At 65.9% G+C, this 20,217-nt stretch carries 14 protein-coding genes and 1 pseudogene; 5 read left to right on the top strand and 10 right to left on the bottom strand.

Annotated features, from left to right (window positions below; translation table 11 throughout):
* The first annotated feature begins 114 nt into the window (after positions 1-114).
* From D9V34_RS06255 to D9V34_RS06265, 3 genes are all read left to right on the top strand, one after another.
* The gene (locus D9V34_RS06255; protein WP_121688001.1) at positions 115-927 is read left to right on the top strand and encodes an IclR family transcriptional regulator; all 813 of its coding nucleotides are present in this window, start codon (positions 115-117) and stop codon (positions 925-927) included.
* Positions 927-1,901 (top strand): zinc-dependent alcohol dehydrogenase, encoded by a 975-nt coding sequence (locus tag D9V34_RS06260; protein ID WP_121688002.1) that lies wholly within the window; start codon positions 927-929, stop codon positions 1,899-1,901. The genes D9V34_RS06255 and D9V34_RS06260 overlap by 1 nt, the downstream gene beginning before the upstream one ends.
* Positions 1,902-2,241: 340 nt before the next feature.
* Positions 2,242-3,150 (top strand): DUF2599 domain-containing protein, encoded by a 909-nt coding sequence (locus D9V34_RS06265; protein ID WP_183091877.1) that lies wholly within the window; start codon positions 2,242-2,244, stop codon positions 3,148-3,150.
* Between the two features lie 309 nt (positions 3,151-3,459).
* On the opposite strand, the gene D9V34_RS06270 is transcribed toward D9V34_RS06265, so the two are convergent.
* The 5 genes from D9V34_RS06270 to D9V34_RS06290 form a co-directional block, all read right to left on the bottom strand.
* Complete coding sequence (locus tag D9V34_RS06270; RefSeq protein ID WP_245991933.1) at positions 3,460-4,263, bottom strand: carbohydrate ABC transporter permease; 804 nt, start codon at positions 4,261-4,263, stop codon at positions 3,460-3,462.
* An 8-nt stretch (positions 4,264-4,271) separates the two neighbouring features.
* Positions 4,272-5,195, bottom strand: a complete 924-nt coding sequence (locus D9V34_RS06275) for a carbohydrate ABC transporter permease (RefSeq protein ID WP_220700546.1) — start codon at positions 5,193-5,195, stop codon at positions 4,272-4,274.
* Between the two features lie 88 nt (positions 5,196-5,283).
* Positions 5,284-6,597: an ABC transporter substrate-binding protein gene (locus D9V34_RS06280; RefSeq protein WP_121688005.1), complete on the bottom strand. Its 1,314-nt coding sequence runs from the start codon at positions 6,595-6,597 to the stop codon at positions 5,284-5,286.
* A gap of 86 nt (positions 6,598-6,683) precedes the next feature.
* Complete coding sequence (locus tag D9V34_RS06285) at positions 6,684-7,844, bottom strand: ABC transporter ATP-binding protein (RefSeq protein WP_220700547.1); 1,161 nt, start codon at positions 7,842-7,844, stop codon at positions 6,684-6,686.
* A 420-nt stretch (positions 7,845-8,264) separates the two neighbouring features.
* Entirely contained in the window at positions 8,265-9,155 is an 891-nt protein-coding gene (locus D9V34_RS06290; RefSeq protein WP_121688006.1) for a hypothetical protein, read from the bottom strand.
* A 316-nt stretch (positions 9,156-9,471) separates the two neighbouring features.
* Here D9V34_RS06290 and D9V34_RS06295 point away from each other — a divergent pair, with 316 nt between their 5' ends.
* A complete protein-coding gene (locus tag D9V34_RS06295) occupies positions 9,472-10,506 on the top strand; it encodes an MBL fold metallo-hydrolase (RefSeq protein WP_121688007.1) in 1,035 nt (344 codons plus the stop codon).
* Between the two features lie 36 nt (positions 10,507-10,542).
* On the opposite strand, the gene D9V34_RS06300 is transcribed toward D9V34_RS06295, so the two are convergent.
* Together D9V34_RS06300 and D9V34_RS06305 are read right to left on the bottom strand one after the other, a co-directional pair.
* Complete coding sequence (locus D9V34_RS06300) at positions 10,543-11,112, bottom strand: TetR/AcrR family transcriptional regulator (RefSeq protein WP_121688008.1); 570 nt, start codon at positions 11,110-11,112, stop codon at positions 10,543-10,545.
* A gap of 126 nt (positions 11,113-11,238) precedes the next feature.
* Positions 11,239-13,065, bottom strand: a complete 1,827-nt coding sequence (locus tag D9V34_RS06305; RefSeq protein WP_121688009.1) for a BCCT family transporter — start codon at positions 13,063-13,065, stop codon at positions 11,239-11,241.
* Positions 13,066-13,222: 157 nt separating this feature from the next.
* On the opposite strand from D9V34_RS06305, the gene D9V34_RS06310 reads away from it, so the two are divergent.
* Positions 13,223-14,059 (top strand): hydroxymethylpyrimidine/phosphomethylpyrimidine kinase, encoded by an 837-nt coding sequence (locus D9V34_RS06310; protein ID WP_030143284.1) that lies wholly within the window; start codon positions 13,223-13,225, stop codon positions 14,057-14,059.
* Positions 14,060-14,228: 169 nt separating this feature from the next.
* Here the strand turns inward: D9V34_RS06310 and D9V34_RS06315 are convergent.
* The 3 genes and pseudogenes from D9V34_RS06315 to D9V34_RS06325 all read right to left on the bottom strand — a co-directional run bounded on the left by D9V34_RS06315 (position 14,229) and on the right by D9V34_RS06325 (position 20,203).
* Positions 14,229-15,664: pseudogene (locus tag D9V34_RS06315) on the bottom strand (glyceraldehyde-3-phosphate dehydrogenase).
* A gap of 200 nt (positions 15,665-15,864) precedes the next feature.
* Positions 15,865-19,014, bottom strand: coding sequence for an AAA family ATPase (locus D9V34_RS06320; protein WP_121688010.1), 3,150 nt, complete (start codon positions 19,012-19,014; stop codon positions 15,865-15,867).
* A 37-nt stretch (positions 19,015-19,051) separates the two neighbouring features.
* Complete coding sequence (locus D9V34_RS06325; protein ID WP_121688011.1) at positions 19,052-20,203, bottom strand: exonuclease SbcCD subunit D; 1,152 nt, start codon at positions 20,201-20,203, stop codon at positions 19,052-19,054.
* Positions 20,204-20,217 lie beyond the last annotated feature (14 nt).

The raw sequence follows: 20,217 nt of genomic DNA on the forward strand, positions 1-20,217 counted from the left end.
CTCGCCGCCCCGGCGGGCCCGGGTGAACACTTCGAATCAGCCCGCGCGGGCGGGACCTCGGCACACCGCCGCGGCATAGAGTGACCTCGGCCCAGCACCCATCAGGAGGAAACCGTGTCCGAACCCGCGTCGCGCCAGGGCGTCGAACGCCGTGACTACACGGTGGCCAGCGTCGCCCGCGCACTGCGCGTGGTGGACGTGGTTGCCGAAGCCGGAACCGATGGGCTGACCCTCACCGAACTCGCCCGCCTGTCCGGCATGTCCAAAAGCGCGGGCTTTGCGATCGCGCGCACGCTGGTGGACGCGGGCTATATCCGCGAGGTGCACCCCGGGCCCCGCTACCGGCTGGGCCTGACCCTGGTTCGCCTGGGTGACCGGGCGGTCGAGACACATCCGCTGACCGAGCTGGTCAAGCCCGTGCTGCACGATCTGACCCGGCGCACCCAGATGACCGCGCGGGCGGCGATCAACGATGACGGCTATCCGATGTTCATCTCCCGGGTGGATGCTCCCGGTGTGATCCGCTTCCATGCACCGATGGGGGTGCGCGAGCTCCCCCACTCCTCCGCCGCCGGCAAGGCGATTCTTGCCCACCTGCCCGAGAGCGAGGCGATCCGCATCGCCGAGGAAACCGGGCTCCCCGCACGCACCCGCCGCACCATCACCACCGTGCCCGGGTTTTTGGAAGACCTACGCCGGACCCGCGAGCGCGGCTTCGGCATCGATGATGAGGAGGATGAGATCGGCGTTTACTGCCTGAGCGCACCCGTATTCGGACTGCACGGGGGCGTCTTTGGTGCCCTGTCGGTCACCACCATTAAGACCGGCTCCCCCGAGCGCCGCGCGAGCGAACTGGGCGGGATCCTGCGCCGGTTTGCCGCGCAGATCACCGCGCAGATTGCCGGCCGTCCGCGGGGGCGCGACTAGTGCGGGCGCTGCGTATCCCGCACCCCGGAACCCTGCACCTGGCCGAGGTTGCCGAGCCCGTCGCGGGTCCCGGCGAGGAGATCTTCAGGCCGCAGCTGGTGGGGCTGTGTGGAACCGACCTGGACCTGATCGATGGCCTGGTGGACCCGGCCTTTGTGCGCTATCCGCTGACCCTCGGGCACGAGTGGGTGGGGCTTGATCCCGCCGGACGCACCGTGGTCACCGAGGGCCTGATCCCCTGCGGCACCTGCGTGCGCTGCGCCGAGGGCCGCGAAAACCTGTGCGCGACCTACGCCGAGCTGGGCTTCACCCGGGACGGGGCGGCCGCATCGGCCGTGGCCGTGCCGCGGAGCCTGGCGCACGAGATTGCGCCGGGCATCGATCCGCTGGCCGCGGTGATCGCCGAACCCGCGAGTGTGGTCTATCGGGCCATGGAGCGCGCGATTCCCGCCTCCGGGGCGCGCATCCTGGTGATCGGAGACGGCACGATCGGTCTACTCGCCGCCGCCCTCGCCCGCGTCTGGGAGCCCGAGCGGGTAGACCTGCGCGGCCTGCGCACCGAGCAGGCGATCCTTGCCGAACACGCCGGGGTGGACCGCTTCCTCACCCGGCGCGCGGCCAAGGGCTACGACCTGGTGATCGAGGCCTCGGGCTCCCCCGCGGGCGTCGCCGCCGCGATTGCCGCGACCCGGCGCGGGGGCACCCTGGCACTCCTCGGCTATCTGGGTCGGGATGTCCGCTTCCCTCTGGATGTGGACGCGCTGATCAACGCCGACCTCACCGTGCTGGGCAGCTTCGCCTCGACCTCGGCGTCCTGGCGCTCGGTGGTGGAGCTGATCAACGCCGGCACCCTGGATGCGGGCTGGCTGGTCACCCACCGTTTCGCGCTGACCGACTACGTGGCCGCCGTGGACGCGCTGCGCCACCCGGGCGGTGCCCGCGGCAAGATCGTGCTGGAGATCCCGCAGGGCTAATGAATTGAAAAGGGCATCGAGAACGTCATGTAATTTCGAGGCCAGCTTTCTCCAAAGGCACACTGTTGCATATTTAGGCTGAAGAAACGTCACGAAACCGCCCATTTAGAACTCCAAAATCTGATCGACAAGGCTTACGTCCTCCGCCATAGGAAACAGCGATAACCGACAGAAGCGCCTTTATCTAATAGGCCAGTTCTACGCTGAAAAACGCCGCTTACAAGCTTCCAGAACACAATCCGGATGCGGAATTGAGGCGAGATCTAGGAGAAACGCAATGAAGCGATATTGGACTACTTCCATTGTGGGAGGAGCGGCAATTGCCGCACTAATTTGCTCTATGTCCACCGCACCAGCCTTCGCCGAAGACTCCGGCGAGACAACGAACGCTATTGATGCAATTCGAGAAATTGCACCAGAAGTTCTCGAGTCAACAGCCGAACTACGTAATTCATCTGAAGACGAAAATGTTGCTGCGACCGCAGGACTCCAGCACAGCACGACTGTCGACCTACCAGGTCCAGGGCAAAACGTAATATCTTTCAAAGATGGCTCCGACTCCATGTTTGAAGTCGAAATTCCTACTTCGGAGAAAACAACCCTTGAAAAATTTGGGGACCAGCCTGGCTATAACAACAACGACGGCTCCACGACCGTTCCCGTAATTAAGTCTGACGGCTCCGTTCAAATCACAACGGTCCTCTCCGATGCTTCTGCCCCGTCAAAGTTTGAATACAAGTTCGAACTTCCCGTAGGCGCTCGACTTGTCTTAAACGAACTAGACGGGAGTGTCACGATTGAAGGCGCGGATGGTGATTTTCTAGGCGGGATACTTCCCCCCTGGGCAAAAGATGCCAATGGTACAAACGTTGAGACCTCATATAAGGTTTCCGGCGATACCCTGACACAACTTGTAATTCTTGACGGGAGTGAGACATTCCCCGTTGTAGCCGACCCTTGGCTTGGTATTTCCCTTATCGAGCGTGTGGTGAAGACCAAAGATCCCAAGGGATTTCGCTATATGGTTTATCCGACTCCCTGGGGACGCGCTGGCGCTGGAGCTGCAGCACGATGGGCTGCGTGGGGGGAAGCTGCAGAAAAAGGGGTGCCCCGCACCGCAACTCTACAAAATCAGTTCCTCTGTCATTATGACGTCCGACCAGTGACCTCACTTAAATCTAGCTGGAACCTCGAGGCGTACACACGAGACAAAGGGTACGCAGGGTTCGTGAGGAACAGTTGCAATTAGGGCGGATTTTTAGATGATTAGAGCAGCGTCTACATGGGCCCTCACAGTCGTGCTCGGGATCGGCACTCTCCTGCTTGGGACGGCAGCGGGAAATGCAGCCGATGAAAGCGTGGGCAGGTTTGGGACACTACATACAAATCCCTGGCTGGATGCAGCACCATGGGTCGGCATCCTGCTAACACTGACAGCGCTAACACTGGCAATTGTCTTCACCGTAGCCGCGACACCGCGCCGTCCACAAGCCTCGGCATAACCCAAAACACCGTGTGCTCATCTCCGGGGATGGGCACACGGTGTTTTTCGGAGTGCTTATTTGATACCCGAGCGCAGGAACGAGTTGATGAATCCGCGCTGACCTATCAGGAAGGCCGCGAGCAGCGGGCCGATCACGATCACGGTACCGGCGGCCATCTTGGGGAAGTCCATGCCGGTTTCGGGGGCCAGGAAGCGCACCAGACCCACGGTGATCGGCCGGGTCTCATCCGAGGTGGCCACGATCATCGGCCAGAGGAAGTTGTTCCACTGGGTCGAGACCGACACCAGCGCGTAGGCGATGATGCTGGGTTTGGCTGCCGGCAGAAACACCTTCCAGAGGATGCCCAGACGCGAGCTGCCCTCCACCTGTGCAGCCTCGACCAGCTCATTGGGCACGGTCATAAACGCCTGGCGCAGGAAGAAGATACAGAATGCGCTGGCCACATACGGCAGGCCGATTCCGGTGATGGTGTCCAGTAGCCCGAAGCCCGCCACGGTCCGATAGTTCTCGGACATGAACACTTCGGGGAAGATCATCAGCTGAATCAGAACAAACACAAAGAGTGCATTCTTGAACGGGAAGGTGAACCGCGCAAACGCGTAGGCGGCGAGCGCCCCGAACACCAGCTGGGCCAGGGTGATGCCCACCACCAGCAGCGTGGTGTTGAGGTAGTACTGCCCAAACGGCGCGGCCGACCAGGCGTTTGTGAGGTTATCGAAGCCGAAGCGGCTCCCCTCGGGGGATTCCACGATCACCGAGCGCACAAACACGTACGCCAGCGGGGCGATCCAGAGCAGGCCGGCGACCCAGGCGAGAACCCGTTCGATCCGGTCCGAGGTGGTGAGGATGCGATCCACTATGTCTCCTAGCGATAGTGGATCTTGCGATCCATCAGTCTGATCTGGATCAGGGCCAGTGCCACCAGCACGGCCACAACCACGAGTGAAATGGCGGCGGCGAACTGCGGCCAGTGCTGGGCGAAGGCCACCTTATAGATGTAGAACAGCAGCAGGTTGCTGGCGTTGTCCGGGCCGCCCTGGGTCATCACAAACACGAAGTCGACCATCTTGATCGAATCCGAGAGCGCCACGATCGCCGCAAACAGCGTGGTGGGCATCAGCAGCGGGAAGCTGACCTTCCAGAAGTGGCGGAACTTGCCGGTGCCCTCCAGCCGCGAGGCCTCCTCGAGCTCGGGGTCGATGCCCTGTAGTCCGGCGAGATAGAACAGCATAAAGAATCCCGCCTCCTTCCAGACCATCATGACCATGAGCGAGGGCAGCACCAGGCCGGGATCGCCCAGCCAGTCGGGGGTGGGCAGGCCCACGGCACCGAGGATCGAGTTGATCACGCCGATGTTGGGCTGGTAGAAGTACATCCAGATCACCGCCACGGCAACCATCGGGAGGATCGCCGGGGCAAACACGCCAGCGCGCAGGAAGCCGCGGCCGCGCACGTTCTGGTGCAGCAGGACCGCGAGCAGCATCGCCAGGCCGAGGGACACCGGAACGGTGATCAGCGAGAACAGGAAGTTGTTGCCCAGGGCCTTCAGGAAGACGTCATCGGTGGCCAGGCGGGCGTAGTTATCGAGGGTAAACCCGTCGCCACGGCGGGGCTGGGTGCTGGCGATGATCGAGCCGATCAGTGGCTTCACCGTGAACAGCGCCAGGAAGATGAAGGCGGGGAGGAGCAGGAAATAGGCGAAGCCGGCATCCGGGAGTTTGCGGGCGGCGCGGAGGGGATTCCACGACGAACGTTCAGTCGGAGGCGCGACTGCGGGGGCGTCGGTCATGACGGGTGGCAGCCTTTGGTTCGAGGGTGTTCGGGGCGGACCGGGAGGGCCCGCCCCGAACGGGGTGTGGGGTGGTGCGAGTGGGGTGTTACTTGTGCTCGGCCAGAATCTTGGTGATGTCTGCCTGAGCCTTGGTGAGTGCTTCCTTGGCGTCGGCACCGTTCAGCAGGACCGACTGCAGGGCCGGAGCCAGGGTCTGGTAGACCACACGGTCACGATCCAGGGTCGACATCTCGGGGATGGCGTCGGCAACGGCGTCGTGAGCGGCGATAGCCTGCGGGAACTTCTTCACGTGGGCAACCATGGCGGGGTCGTTCCAGGCTGCGTCCGAGGTCGCGATGTAGCCGGACTTGACGGACACGTCGGCGGCGCGCTCGGGGGTGGTGAGGAACTTCGCCAGGGTGACGGCTGCCTCGCGCTGCTTGTCGGAGACACCCTCGTTGAAGAGCATCAGGCTGCCACCACCGGTGGGTGCGCCGGCGGCAACGTCCTTGGGCAGTGCGGACACGCCCCAGTCGAAGGTAGCCTTGTCCTGGATGGTGCCCATGCGGCCCGAGGTGGTCCACAGCATGGCGGTCTGGCCGGCGAGGAAGTCATCGGTCGAGGTGGACCAGGCGACCTCGGTGCTCGGGGCGATACCCTCGGCACCCAGCGAGGCCCAGAACTCCAGAGCCTTCACGTTCTCCGGGGTGTCCAGGGTGACCTTGGTGCCGTCGGCGTTGCTGATTGCGCCGTCGCCACCGGCCTGCTGGACCAGTGCCTGGTACAGCCAGTAGGCGGTACCGGTGGAGGTGGGGATGAACAGACCGTACTTGGATCCGCCCTTCTCCTGGGTGGCGCGGGCGGCATCCAGCAGCTCACTGCGGGTGGCCGGACCGTGCTCGGGGTCGAGGCCCGCCTTGGTGAAGTAGTCCTTGTTCCAGTACTGGACGATGGTCGAGCGTGCGAAGGGCACACCCCACACGTGGCCCTCACTGTCGGTGGAGTTCTTCATGAACTGCGGGTAGAAGCCGTCGAGCCACTTCTTGCTCTCGTCGTCCTTGAGGTAGTCATCCCAGCTGGAGATCGCGTCGCGCTCAACCAGGTCGAGGACGAAGGTCTGGTCCATGATGGCCAGGGCGGGGGCCTTGCCGCCATCGATCGCAGTGTTGACCGCGGTGAGGGTCTGGTCGTAGTCGCCCGAGTAGACGCCCTTGACCTTGATCTTGGGGTGCTCGGCGGCAAATTCCTTGAGGTAGCCGTCGATCAGGGTGCCCAGGGTGCCCACCTGGTCGGGGTAGTAAAACTCGATGCTTACCTCTTCGTCGGCCTGTGCGGGCGCCGAGCAACCGGTCAGCACAACGGCGAATGCGAGTGCGGCACCGGCCGTGGCAAGAAGCTTCTTGCGGATCGGGGAAGACATGGGAAATAGGGTCCTTTCTGGAACCTTGTGGATGGGTTGTGATTGAAGGTGTTGCGGGGAGGAAAAGTTTTGGGGCGCGGGCCGGACTAGGACGCCTGGGCGAGGACCGGGCGGATTGCCGCGGGGATACGGATCTGATCGGCGCGGGTGAAGAGGTGCACGTGGTCGAGGCTCGCACCGAGCTGGGAGATGGTCGGCAGGGTGCTGGCCGCACGCACCCGAACCCGCAGGTTCTGGTCCCCCACCGAGTAGGTGGCCAGGCGGTCGGCACCGAGCAGTTCCTGGCGCTCCAGCACGCCGGGCAGACTCAGCGCGGCAGAGCCGGTGCCGGTGCCGGCGACCACGTTCTCGGCGCGCGACGGGGCACCGAGGCCGGGGACCAGGTCCTCGGGCCGGATGCCCAGCAACAGCTCCTCGGGCAGGTCGTGTCCGAAGCGGGCAAACAGGTGGGCGGCGGGGATGCGCTGGTCACCGATCAGCAGGGCATCGCCGTCCCGACGCGCCTCGATCACGCTCATCGGCGGAGCGCCGATAAAGCGGGCCACATGCGCGTTCTCGGGCAGGGCGTAGAGGTTTTCGGGGGCGCTGATCTGATCCACGAAACCCTCACGCATGACGATGACCTTGTCGGCCATGGTCATCGCCTCGACCTGGTCGTGGGTCACATACAACACCGTGAGGCCCAGGCGCTGCTGGAGCTCGCGGATTTCGGTGCGCATGTCGGCACGCAGGCGCGCGTCGAGGTTGGAGAGCGGCTCATCCATCAGGATCAGGCGCGAGCCGCCCACCAGCGCCCGACCGAGGGCCACGCGCTGACGCTGACCTCCGGAGAGCTGACCGGGGCGACGGTCCAGGTAGGGCTCCAGCTGAAGCTGACGGGCGGCCTCGAGCAGGCGCTCATTGCGCTCGGCCTTGCCCACGCGGCGCACCTTGAGGCCGAAGATGATGTTCTCGGCGACGCTGAGGTGCGGGAACAGGGCGTAGTTCTGGAAGACCATGCCCAGGCCGCGCTCGGAGCTGGGGACGTTGCTGACATCGCGGCCGCCGATTAGCAGCTCACCGCTGTCGGCACGGTCGAGGCCCGCAACGATGCGCAGGGTCGTGGACTTGCCACAGCCGCTGGGGCCGAGGATCGCGGCGAACTCACCGTCGGCGACCGTGAACCCAACATCGTGCAGCACCGTGTGGCGGTCACCGCGGGTACCGGTGAACGATTTGCTGAGCGAGCGGAGAAGTACTTCGGGCACGGGTGTCCTCATCTGGTGTGACTGGTTCGGGAGGGGCGAACGGGGGATCGCCTTCGCAAAACAGAGTGACACGGGACCAAGACCCGGCCCGGGTACGGTTCCCATCCGCACGATGAACGTCGAATGAAGCCCCGGGGTCGGGGTTCGGTGCTGCCGAACAGGCGGGTGCGCTGGCCGCACACGCACCCCGGACACTCAGCCAATTCCCGGGCGAATGGCCAAAGATATGCGCCCCAAACGGGGGTAGTCTCCGCGCGGACGCCACGGCGCCCGGGTGACTGGACGCGGGAGCCTCGCCCGGGCGACCGGACAGGGGGTGACCTCCGCGCCGACAGCACAACGCCCGGGTGACCGGACCGACGCTGGATGCGTCGGCTGAGCCACCCGGGCGCCGGCGGGGACACCGGTCCCCCGCGAAACCTACTGTCCGGAGACGGTGTAGTGCTGCAGGTACATGAAGATCGACTTCAGACCCGAACCCACGTTCAGCACGTGCAGCTGGCCACCGGTCGGTCCGAGGTCCACGGCGGTGATGCCCTGCACCTCATCCTTGGGCTCCACATCCTGCTTGAACTGCCAGTTGACGGCACCGGTCACGGTGTTGATCGAGTAGACCGACTTGTCGCCGGAAATGTCCACCGACGCGTACAGCTCGCCGTTGTACATGGTGGCACCCTGGATCCGGCTCAGCGGACGCGAGAGCTTCACCGTGTGGTCTACGGCCAGGGTTGCCCCCGGCGCCGCGGTCAGCAGGTCGTTCAGGCGGTAGGCGATCAGGCGATCGGTGCCCTCCTCGGCGCGCTGGGTCCACGGGGCCACCCAGACCAGGCCGGCCGCGGCGTCCACGGCAACCCACGGCACACCGCCGGGCAGCGAGTCCAGCGGCAGCTTCACATAGCGACCGGTGTAGTTGAGGTTGTTTGCGTCATACAGGGCCAGCAGCGGGTTCTGGTAGCCGTTCTTGCCATCCTCCAGCGGTGCCACCACGAGACCATCGTGGTAGGCGATGTCGCCGATGTGGTTGGACTTGAAGGTGTTTGCCAGATCCGCCGGGATCGCGAAGTTGTTCTCGGCAACCTCGTGGTCATCGCTGATGCGGGTCTTGACCATGCTCATCAGGCCCGAATAGTAGAAGTAGGTGCCGTCGTTGGCGATACCCTGACCGCGTTCGAGGGCGTTGAAGCCGGTCCAGCGCTCATACTTGGCGGTGCGAGTCCAGGTCGCTGCGTAGGCGGCCTGCGGAACGGTGGTGAGTCCGATCGTGGCTGCGGCAACGATCGCAATGACTGCACGCAGTCGAGTTTTCTGCACGGTGTTCTCCAAAGAGTGTGTGGGTGGACGCCCGTCGCGCCCTGCACCCAGGAGACCAGTTCGGGGCACGTATCCGGCAGTCCCGATCGGTGAATTGCCGGACGCGCGAATATGAACGCCCGCTGCACGCACGGTGTGCCCACAGGTACCCGGCGCAGAGTGGTCAGCAAAGACGCCGAAGTCCCGCCCAGCGGGTTGGCCCTGCCAAACACGTGTTTGGCAGCGGACGACCCGTTCACCCGGCGTCCACCCACACCCGTCACACTGGGCGCATCACGCACCACGCCCCCATCTCACGTCCAAAGGAAGGCCCCCGATGACCACACTCGTCCCCTCCACGCCCGTGCGCGTCGACGTCCTGGATGTCGGCCAGGGTTCCTGCGCGATCATCCGCACCGGGGACGGGGTGACCGTGATCGACGGGGGTGCTCGGCGCGAATATGCGGTGCGCACCGATCCGGTGACCTGGCTGCGCGAGAACGGCATCACCCGAATCGACGACCTGATCCTCACCCACCTGCACCGCGACCACGTGCAGGGCCTGGTTGCGCTCGCCAAGGCCGTCTCGGTGCTGCGCGCCCACCTCCCGTACCCGCAGATTCGCGAGCCTGCGATCAGTGATGTCTGGCGGGAGCGTTTCCGCCCCGACGCCCACGTGGATTCCCCGGACGGGCAGATCCAGTCCGTGCGGGAGTTCGCCGAGCTGACCCGACTTCTGCGCGTCGGTGGCACCACCCTGCTGCCCTTCTCCCCCGGCACCGATCCCACGGTATGGACCATATCGGGACCGGACGGCTTCTCCCTGGAACGCGTGTATCCGGTAGCCGGCGATACCGTGACCACCCCGGGTCTGGTTGCGGCGCTCGCCGACATCTCCCCCGAACGCGCACAGACCGCCGAGGGAACCGCGGCCACCACGGCCCTGATCCATGAAATCTCGGAGCGAGCAAACGCCGAATCGGGCGTGTTTATCCTGCACCGGGTGGGGACAGCAGAGCACGCCACGGCCTCCCCCGACCGTCTGGGTGGCGCCCTCATCTTCGCCGGAGACCACGCGGGTGAGGGGTCACACTGGGAGGCGATCCACGCACGGGATCGCGCGGGTCTCCTGCACGACGCATTCTGGATCCTCCCCCACCACGGCGGCGATGATGGTCCCGCCCCCGAGTGGCTGGCCGAGCGTGAACCGCGAGCCCTCCTCGCCTCGGTGAACACCGATCACGCGCTCCTGAACGCCGAATACTGGGCACGCCTGCGCGCGGTCACCGGGGTGTCCGTGCGCGGGACCCACAACACGAGCCCCGTGCTCATCGAGAACACGAGCCCCGGAATCACGCTGCGCTTCGGCTAACTCACGCTGTGCGTTGATCGCAGCCGTGATCTTGCCCTAGTTCCACGAGTCCGGATACATCGCGTGTACGCCGGCCACAAATTCGGCGCGGGTGATCGTCGACCCCTGCGCCGTCCAGGCATCCACCGCACCCGTGAACCCATAGGCCAGATACCGCGCCGCCAGACTCGGGGGCACCGCGGGCCGCCGGTCGGGCTCGGTTTCGAGCATCAGCTTCTCGCAGGACTCGGTGAAGTGATCGATGAGGACATACCGCGCAGCCCCGCTGGTGGGCTCGGCAAAGGCTCGTCGGTAGACGGCGGCAAACCGCTCCACGTGATCGGCGACCTGCTCAACCGATTCGGCGATCAACCCGAGCCTGGTGGCGTCGAACCGCTCGGTCCGGCGTCGCCAATCATCGGCGCGAATCCGGTCAAGGTCCTCGCGCAATACGCTGGCCAGTAGATCCGTGGGCGAATCCGCATGGCGATAAAACGTGGCGCGGTTGATCCCCGCGGCATCGGTCACCTGGCTCACGGTCAACGCCGCCACCGACTCGGTTTCGGCCAGGCGCAGGATCGCCGCCTCGAGCGCGGCGCGGGTTGCGCGAATGCGTGCGTCTACCATCGGGAGCCCCTCATCCAGCACCCCGGCGGGGTGACCTGCTGCTTGAAGCCTAGCCCGTCGCCGGGAGCCCGGGCAGAAGAATGCGCCGGGGACCGTGTGGTCCCCGGCGCATCGGGTAGCGAGGAATTAGCCGCGCGGGTGTTGCGTATCGTCGGAGGGGAGCTCCGCCACCGCACCGTCCGCCGCCGCACCGCTCACGGTACTTCCAGCCTCGGTGGTGGCGCTGTCCCCGGCCACCAGGGTGACCCCGGCATCGGCCGGACTCTGCGCCACGATGTCAATCGCGCTGGTCGCGACCGGAACCTGGGGCAGCCCACGCCGACGGCGCAGGAAGCGTGCCCCCATCCGCGGGAGCGAACCCTCCTCGTTGGGTTTATCCACCTCCAGGCCGTAGTGATCGCCGATCTGACTGACAAAGGCCGATCTTCGAGCCCGATCGTAGAGCCTGATTTCGCGTCTAAACGCGATCGCCGTGGACCAACAAATACCCAGCATGATCACGCTGAAGGGCAGGGCGATGATGATCGCCGCTGTTTTCAGCGCTTCCAGACCGCCGGTCAGCAGGAGCGCGATGGCCAGCAGCGAGGAGGCACAGGCGAAGAACACCCGGATCCAGCGCTTGGGCTCGGCCTGGCCGCCGGTCGCGATCATTCCCATCACCAGAGCGCCGGAGTCGGCCGAGGTGACAAAGAAGATCGCGATCAGGATGATGGCACCGATGGTGAGCACCGATCCCCCGGGCAGATTATTCAGCATCTGGAAGAGCGCACCCTCCACATCCACCGTGTTGTTCGGGCCGATCAGTCCGCCCCCGCCGTGCAGGGCCTGGAAAATCGCGGTACCACCGAGCACGCTGAACCACAGGAAGGTGATCAGCGTGGGCACCAGGATCACACCGGTGATGAACTCACGGACGGTGCGACCACGCGAAATTCGCGCAATGAAGATACCCACAAACGGTGCCCAGGAGATCCACCAGCCCCAGTAGAACGTGGTCCACGACGCCTGCCAGGCCTCACCCTCGGCCCCGGCAAACGCCGAGACGTTGAAGGAGAGCCCGATGAAGTTCTGTAGGTAGTTACCGATGGACTGGACAAAGTCGCGCAGCAGGAACTGGGTAGGCCCGACAATCAGGATGAACAGCACCAGGATCGCGGCCAGAATCAGGTTGGTATTGGAGAGCCACTTCATGCCCTTGGTCACACCAGAGAGCACCGAGAAGAGCACGGCGCCGGTGATGACCACGATGATAATGACGTTGCTAAAGTCGGTGGACTTAAACAGGCCCGCGTGCTCCAGGCCCGCCCCGATCTGCAACACACCAAAGCCCAGCGAGGTGGCCACACCAAACATGGTTCCCACCAGGGCAACCACATCGATCAGGTTGCCCCAGCCGCCGCGGACGTTGCGTCCCAGCAGCGGTTCCAGCGCCCAGCGAATCGAGATCGGCCGGCCCCGACGGTGAATCGCGTAGGCCAGGGCCAATCCGATCACCACGTAGATGGCCCAGGCATGCACACCCCAGTGCAGATAGGTCTGCGAGAGTGCCTGCTGGGCGATCTGTGCCTCGGTCCCGGAAACTCCGGGACGCGGATTGGCAAAGTGGCTCAGCGGCTCACTGACCCCGTAGAAGACCAGGCCGATTCCCATGCCCGCCGCGAACAGCAGCGAGAACCAGGATCCCAGGGAGAACTCGGGCTCGTCGGTATCCTTTCCCAGCTTGATGTCGCCGAACTTCCCGAAGCCCATCCAAAGACAGAAGGCCACAAAGAAGGCGGCGATGAGGACGTAGTACCAGTTGAAGTTCTTGACGATCGTGGATTGAATCGAGGCGAACGTGGACTCGGCCACATCCGGCGCGATCATCGCGAACGCCACAAAGACAATGACAATAATCGCTGCGGGCCAGAAGACCCAGCGACTAAACGGCGGAGATTTCTCGACGGTAGTCATGCGCTCTAGCGTAACGAATCGCCGTACAATCGGCCGTTATTTACTGAACCCGGGCGCTGCGGATGGCGTATTTCGCGGATTTCGGACCGTCCACCGGGTGGAAATTGGCATGTATTCACCGCAGGATTGGCTCGGTCTGACCTTCTAAGATGAGGGCATGTCTTTCGAAACCGCCCCGCGTCCCGCGATCACCCTGACCATTGCCGGATCCGAAGCCACCGGCGGTGCCGGTGCGCAGGCCGACCTCAAGACCTTCCAGGAACTCGGCGTTTACGGCATCACCGCGCTGACCTGCATCGTGTCCTTCGACCCCAAGGACAACTGGAACCACCGCTTCGTGCCGGTGGATGCCGGTGTGATCGCCGACCAGCTTGAGGCCATCCAGACCTGCTACGCCGGATCCCTCGACACCGTCAAGATTGGCATGCTCGGCAGCCCCACCACCATCTCCACCGTGCGTTCGGCCCTGCAGAACCAGGACTGGAAGAACGTAGTGCTGGACCCGGTACTGATCTGCAAGGGGCAGGAGCCCGGCCACGCGCTGGACACTGACCAGGCCCTCAAGGCCGAGATCCTGCCGCTGGCCACCTTCGTGACCCCCAACCACTTCGAGGCCGAGTCCCTCTCGGGCATCACCATCACCTCGGTTGAGGACCTGACCGAGGCCGCCCGGATCATCCATGAAATCTCCGGTGCCGCGGTCCTCGCCAAGGGTGGGGTGCGCATCGCCGGCCCCGATGCCGTGGACGTCTACTACGACGGCACCGTCACCGAGATCCTCAGCGCCCCCAAGGTGGGCGAGGTCGCCGTCTCGGGTGCCGGCTGCTCGCTGGCCGCCGCGATCACCGCCGAGCTGGCCAAGGGCGCGACCCCGCTCGAGGCCGCCCGCACCGCCAAGGCGTTTGTGACCGCCGGGATCGCCGCCCGGGTGTCCTCCAACGCCCCGTTTGACGCACTGTGGCAGGGTGGCGCGCGCGCCGCGGTGTCCGCCTAGTCGCTCAGACCCAGGCCAGCGGGCCCCGTGCTCCTCGATTCCCGAGGAGCACGGGGCCCGCTGCATTTGGTGCGGGGACGCCCACGCCAGCAAGAATTGTCGGGTCCCACCCTCCGTCTCTGTCGGGAGGATGGGACCCGGTCGCCGTTTGCGCTTCGGCGATGCGCGGTTACGCCGGCACCCGGGCGGGCAGAACCCGCGGGTGCGCACCGGCGATGCGCTCCAGCACACGCATCACCTGACAGCTGTAACCGAACTCGTTGTCATACCAGACGTACAGGATGAGGTTTGTGTCGCGGGAGATCGTGGCCAAACCATCCACGATGCCCGCGCGGTGTGAGCCCACCAGATCGCTGGAAACCAGCTCCGGCTCGGCCACAAAATCGATCTGCTGACGCAGGGTTGAGGCGGCGGCCACCTGGAACAGGCGCTCGTTGACCTCGTCTCGGGTGGCCGGACGCTCAAGCTCAAGGTTGAGGATCGCCAGCGATACGTTGGGGGTGGGCACCCGGATCGCGCTTCCGGTCAGCTTCCCGGTCAGCTCGGGCAGGGCCTTGGCCACCGCGGTGGCCGCACCGGTCTCGGTGAGCACCATGTTCAGGGCTGCCGAGCGGCCGCGACGATCCCCGGTGTGGAAATTGTCGATCAGGTTCTGATCGTTGGTGAAGGAGTGCACGGTCTCCACGTGTCCGTGCCGCACCCCGTAGGCATCGTTGATGACCTTGAGCACCGGGGTGATCGCATTGGTGGTGCAGGAGGCGGCGGAGAGGATCCGGTCCTCGGGCACAATCGCGGCGTCGTTCACACCAAAAACGATGTTTTTAATGTCGCCTCGGCCCGGCGCGGTGAGCAGCACCCGCTCGGCGCCCGGCGCTACCAGGTGACGTTCAAGCCCCTGAGCATCGCGGAACCGACCGGTGTTATCCACGATGATCGCATCGGTGATTCCATACTCGGTGTAGTCAATCGACTCGGGCTCGGCGGCATAGATGACCCGGATCAGGGTGCCGTTGGCGAGGATGCTTGTGCCCTGGGGATCCACGGTCACGGTGCCCGGAAAGTCCCCGTGGACCGAGTCGTGGCGCAGCAGGCTGGCACGCTTCTGTAGGTCGCCCGGGCCACCCGGGCGCACCACGATGGCCCGCAGGCGAAGCCCGTGGCCGCCGTGATCAGCAGACGGGCCAGGTTGCGGCCGATCCGTCCAAATCCATAGAGCACCACATCGCGGGGCTCGACCCCCTCGGGCGCTTCCGTGCCGACCTCGCCCGGGATCCCGACCGGCAGATCCAGGCTTTCGCGCAGGTGCCGCACCGGATCTGCTCCCCCGGCCGCGCGCCAACCGGCGCTCAGGGCCGTGAGATCCAGCGATACCGGGCCCGGGGCAATCTCGGCGAGCGCGTCGAGGATCAGCTCCAGATCCGCAAGCTCACGATCGACTCCGGCGAGATCGTCGGGGTGGGTGGCGGTGCGCGTCAGGGTGCCGAGCACGTCGATCGATGCGAGCCCAATCAGACGGCGACCGCCGAGGGAGGTCACGACTCCGTGGTCGCGATAGAGGGAACCAACCCGGGAAACGATGCGATCGGCGGCGGCCTCCTGGGCCAACCAGCGGCGACGATGTTCACGGATGTCGATGTCCACGCTTCTCCTCTTCTCCGAGCCACCCTGGGTGTGGGAGCTCCACGTTCTGGCCAGTCAGGCCATGACCCGAGACTAGGGGAACGCCCCGACGGGGCGCAGGAGTTTTTCGACTTATTGCGCGTCAAGAAACGCGATTCTTAAACCGAGGTTAAATCTGTTTCCGCTCATCCCTCCGCGTATTCGATCCGGCTGGGCCCGGCACCACTCGCGTGCACGGTAAGCCTGGCGGGAATCCGCTCCTGCATGGCCGGGACGTGACTGATGACGCCGACGGTGCGACCGCCGGCCCGCAGACCGTCCAGCGTGGCCATCGCGGTGTCCAGGGTCTCCGCATCCAGGGATCCGAAGCCCTCATCGATAAACAGCGTGTCCAGCGTGATGTCGCCCGCACGCTGGGTCACCACCTCGGCCAGTCCCAGCGCAAGTGCCAGGGAGGCGAGGAAGGATTCCCCGCCCGACAGCGACTGGGTTGCCCGAGCGACTCCCGTAAATCCGTCAAAAATATTCAGGCCGAGGCCCGACTGGCCCCGTCCGTGCTGCACGGTATCGTCGTGTTCGAGGTGGAACCGTCCGCCACTCATCTCGGCCAGACGCAGGTTTGCCGCCCGCACGATCTCCTCCAGCTCGGCGGCGAGGACAAAGCTTTCCAGCCTCATGCGACGGGCGTTATTCTCCCCGCCGCGGAGCACCGTGGCCAGGGCGCGCAGCCGCTCGAAAGTGGTGAGCTCCTCGGCGATGTCGGCCTGAGCATCGGCCAGCGAGGTGAGGAGGGTGTCCAGATCCCGGTGCCGGCTGCGCTGATCGTGATGCGCACTCGCGGCGGTGTCACGGTCCAGACCGGCGCGGTGCTCAGCTTCGCGTGCCTCGCCCGGGTCCACCGGCTCGGCGGGCAGATCCACGAGGTCGGGGGACTCGATCCGGCCGGACACCGCTGCCAGGGCGGTGTCATGGGCCGAGACTCGGGCGCGAATCTGCTCGCGGTCCGCGCGACGGGCGGCCGCCCAGTCCTCCTCGCGGGCGAACCCGTTGGCCGCGAGCGCCAGGTCTCGCTCCTCCCGCGCGGTCTCTACGGCCGCCTGGAGCCGGACCCGGTCGCCCATGATCCGGGCACGATCGCGGGCCAAATCCCGCGCGCGCGTCACCGCCTCGATGGCCGCGGGGAGATCCGGATAGCCGACGTGGGCGAGGGCCAGGCGTCGGGACAGGTCCTCCGCCGCCTGATGCGCGCTCACCCGCGCCGACGCGGCCGCCGCCAGGGCGTCCCGACCCTCGGCGATCACCGCATCAGCCCGATTCTGCTCGGCTTCCAGGGCCTCAATTTCGGTCTCCCGCGCGGGCAGATCCCGGGCCGCCTGCTCGGCCTCGGACCGTATGCGGGTGGCCTCGGCCAGATCGGCGACCAGCGCGTGCCGCGCGGCCTCAAGATCCTCGGGCACGTCGGCCGAACCGAAGGCACGGGCACTCAGCGCCGAACGGTTCTGCGCCAGTTCCCCCAGGGTTGAGGTCGCGGCGGCGAGCGCGCGGGCGGCCTCGGCGACCCGCGCCTCGGCGGCGGTCACGTCCTCCTCCCCCACGGCGTCCGCCGAGACTTCGGCCGGATGCGGATGGGTGGTGCTTCCGCAGACGGCACAGGGCTCGCCGGATTCCAACTCGGCCGCCAGCTCCCCGGCGAAACCGGCCAGGCGACGCCGGAGCACCGCGCGCTGATGCGCGGCCGCCGCCTGCTGGGACGTCTCGGCCTGCGCGGCAACCTCTCGGGCCGATGAGAGCCGTGGACCGAGGGCAATAAGGGCGCTCAGCGCCTCGGCCCGAGCACTCAGAGACTGTGTCTCCCCCAACAGCGAATCCAGGCGTGCGGCTCGCGCGGCGGTCTCGTTACGGGTCTCGCGCGCCCGGGCGAGGTCGGCGGGCAGTGCCGCTCCCCGCTCCTGGGCGCGGATCAGCGCACTCGCTGCGGCCTCCTCCTCTTTCGTTCGGGTGGCGACCCGGGCGTTCAGGGTGGGCAGCTCGCGGCCCGCCTTCGCTTCGGCTTCCAGCCGCCCCAGATGGCGGGTGCGGCGCTCGGCGATCGCGGTCAGGGCATCTTCGGGGGTCGCGGGATCGGCAACCAGGCTGAGGTCCGCGGATTCCGTCTGCGCGGTGTCGGTGTCCTCGGCGGTCGTGTCCACAGGTTTCGCGGCTTCCGCCGCGCGGATCAGCGCGGTGTGGGTGTCCTCGATCGCCGCGCGGGCATCCCGAGCAGCTTCCAGACGCTGCACCAGGGGCTCAACCTGCGCCGCCCGATCGGCGGCCTCCAGGGTTACCCGGTCGCCGTCGATCTCGGCCGAACGCTCCCCCAGCGCGGCAAACTCGGCGCGCGCGGCCGTCAGCCGGCGCTGCCGGTCGGCCAACGCCTCGCGCTCTCGCAGCGCCTCCCGCGCCTCCTGCTGGCGGGCATCGGCCACACCCAGCGCACTCTCGGTGCGGGCGACTTCCGCCGCCGACACCTCCCGTGCCCGCGCAAACCAGTCGGCATCGGGAACCGCGGGCATCGGGGGCAGCGTGAAGGAGTCGGCGGGCTGTCCGGGGCCGAGCGCCGAGCCCTGCACGGAGGCGTCACCAAGGTTGTCCGCGGAGCCCTCCCCGGAGTCGTCCGCGGAGGATTGGGCGGGAAGCACCTCCCCGACCCGCACGGCCAGCGCCTCGGCGGCCGACTTGCGGGAGGAAAGCTCGCCCTCGGCCTCCCGCATGCGCTCAAAGATGTCCCGCTCATAGTGTTCAAACCGAGCGGTTCCAAACAGCGTCCGCAGCAGTTCCAGTCGCTCGGAACTCTGGGCACGGAGAAACTCGCCAAACCGGTTCTGGGCAAGCAGGATCACCTGCAGGAACTGTTCGCGCCGCAATTTCACAATCTCGGCCAGCTCCTTGCCCACCTCGCGCGGCTGAGCAAAGAGGACCTCCCAGCCGTCGGGTCGAAGAATCGCCAGCTCCGCCGTGGGCTTTTGCATGGTGGTTCCGGCACCGCGCGACTTGGGCCGCTCATACCCCGGCGAGCGCCGCACCCGATACCGCTCACCCCCGGTGCTGAACTCCAGTTCCACCAGCGTGGGATCCCCGGGGCCGCAGTGGTCGCTGCGCAGCCTTCCCGGCGTGCCGTCGTAGCGCGGGGCACCGTCGTACAGCGCGAAACAGATCGCGTCCAGGATGCTGGACTTCCCGGCCCCGGTCTTCCCGGCGATCAGGAATAGCCCCTCGGCGGCAAACGCGTCAAAGTCGACCTCCTGGGTGTCCAGGAACGGCCCAAAACCCGCGATGCTCAGACGATGAATCCTCATGCCGCACTCTCCTGCACTCTCGTTTTCATCGGGTCAATCATGAGCGCTCTCGGCGCTGTTCGGCACGGATCAGATCGGCGATCAGCGCCCGCTCGTCGGCGTCTGGCCCCACCCCCTCGCGCACGAGTTCCAGGAACCCGGCAATGATCTCATCGTCCCCACGCTCGCGCACCCGGGTCGCATAGCTTGTGGAGGTATCCACGGCGACGGTGTCCGGCGCATGCTCCAGGGTAAGCGCGAACGGGAATCGTTCCTGCAATCTGCGCATCGGATCCAGCGGACGCACCGGATCGGTCAGGATCGCGGCCACCCAGTGCTCGCGTAGCGCCTCATGGGCCGGCTCGGCGAGGATTTCCTCGAGGGTGCCGCGCAGCACGGCCAGCGGGCGCGGAATCGGGAGGTCCACCCAGCGCACCTCGGAGAGGCCGGCGCCGTCCAGATCCACGATCCACCCACCGCGGGGCTTATTCACCTCGGAAAAGGAATAGTGCAGCGGGGCCCCGCTGTAGCGAATGTGCTCGCGCAGGGTGGCTCGGCCGTGAATATGACCCAGGGCGGCATAGTCCACCCCGTCAAACACATCCAGCGGGACCGAGTCGATGCCGCCCGCGGTGATGTCGCGTTCCCCGTCTCCCCCGCTGGCCCCGGAGGCAAAGCAGTGGGCGGCAATCACCGTGCGGGTCGGCGGCCGGGTGGCGATATCCGCCCGGATGCGATCCATCGCAAACCGCATGGTTTTTTCCTGCCCGCGCAGATCGGCATCGGGATAGCGGTAGCGCAGCAGCGCGGGTTCCAGATAGGGAATGCCGTAGATCAGGACCGGTCCATACTCATCGGTCAGTTCGATCGGCACATCCAGCGTCTCGGGATCGGTGCATACATACACCCCGGCAGTCGCCGCAAACTCGGCCAGGAATCCCAGCCGCTGGGCCGAATCATGATTACCCGAGGTGAGCACAATGCGCACCCCGGTGCGGTGCAGGTCACGCAGGACATTCCCGAGCACCGTATAGGCGGCAGCCGAGGGGGTCCCGGTGTCAAAAATGTCTCCGGAGACCACCATCACATCGACCCGCTCCTCGGTCACGATCCGGGTAAACTCCCCCAGCACGGCCTCCAGATTGGCCAGCGTGCTGGCCCCGTGGAAGCTGCGCCCGACGTGCCAGTCGGAGGTGTGCAGTAGTCTCATACCCTTACGATACC

The sequence above is a fragment of the Mycetocola lacteus genome, assembly GCF_003667575.1.
GTDB lineage: Bacteria > Actinomycetota > Actinomycetes > Actinomycetales > Microbacteriaceae > Mycetocola > Mycetocola lacteus.

Excerpts from the sequence above, each read along its gene's own strand:
- D9V34_RS06280 (WP_121688005.1), bottom strand. The coding sequence starts at position 6,597 with ATGTCTTCCCCGATCCGCAAGAAGCTTCTTGCCACGGCCGGTGCCGCA.
- D9V34_RS06305 (WP_121688009.1), bottom strand. The coding sequence starts at position 13,065 with ATGACTACCGTCGAGAAATCTCCGCCGTTTAGTCGCTGGGTCTTCTGG.
- D9V34_RS06300 (WP_121688008.1), bottom strand. The coding sequence starts at position 11,112 with ATGGTAGACGCACGCATTCGCGCAACCCGCGCCGCGCTCGAGGCGGCG.
- D9V34_RS06325 (WP_121688011.1), bottom strand. The coding sequence starts at position 20,203 with ATGAGACTACTGCACACCTCCGACTGGCACGTCGGGCGCAGCTTCCAC.
- D9V34_RS06295 (WP_121688007.1), top strand. The coding sequence starts at position 9,472 with ATGACCACACTCGTCCCCTCCACGCCCGTGCGCGTCGACGTCCTGGAT.
- D9V34_RS06275 (WP_220700546.1), bottom strand. The coding sequence starts at position 5,195 with ATGACCGACGCCCCCGCAGTCGCGCCTCCGACTGAACGTTCGTCGTGG.
- D9V34_RS06310 (WP_030143284.1), top strand. The coding sequence starts at position 13,223 with ATGTCTTTCGAAACCGCCCCGCGTCCCGCGATCACCCTGACCATTGCC.
- D9V34_RS06320 (WP_121688010.1), bottom strand. The coding sequence starts at position 19,014 with ATGAGGATTCATCGTCTGAGCATCGCGGGTTTTGGGCCGTTCCTGGAC.
- D9V34_RS06265 (WP_183091877.1), top strand. The coding sequence starts at position 2,242 with ATGTCCACCGCACCAGCCTTCGCCGAAGACTCCGGCGAGACAACGAAC.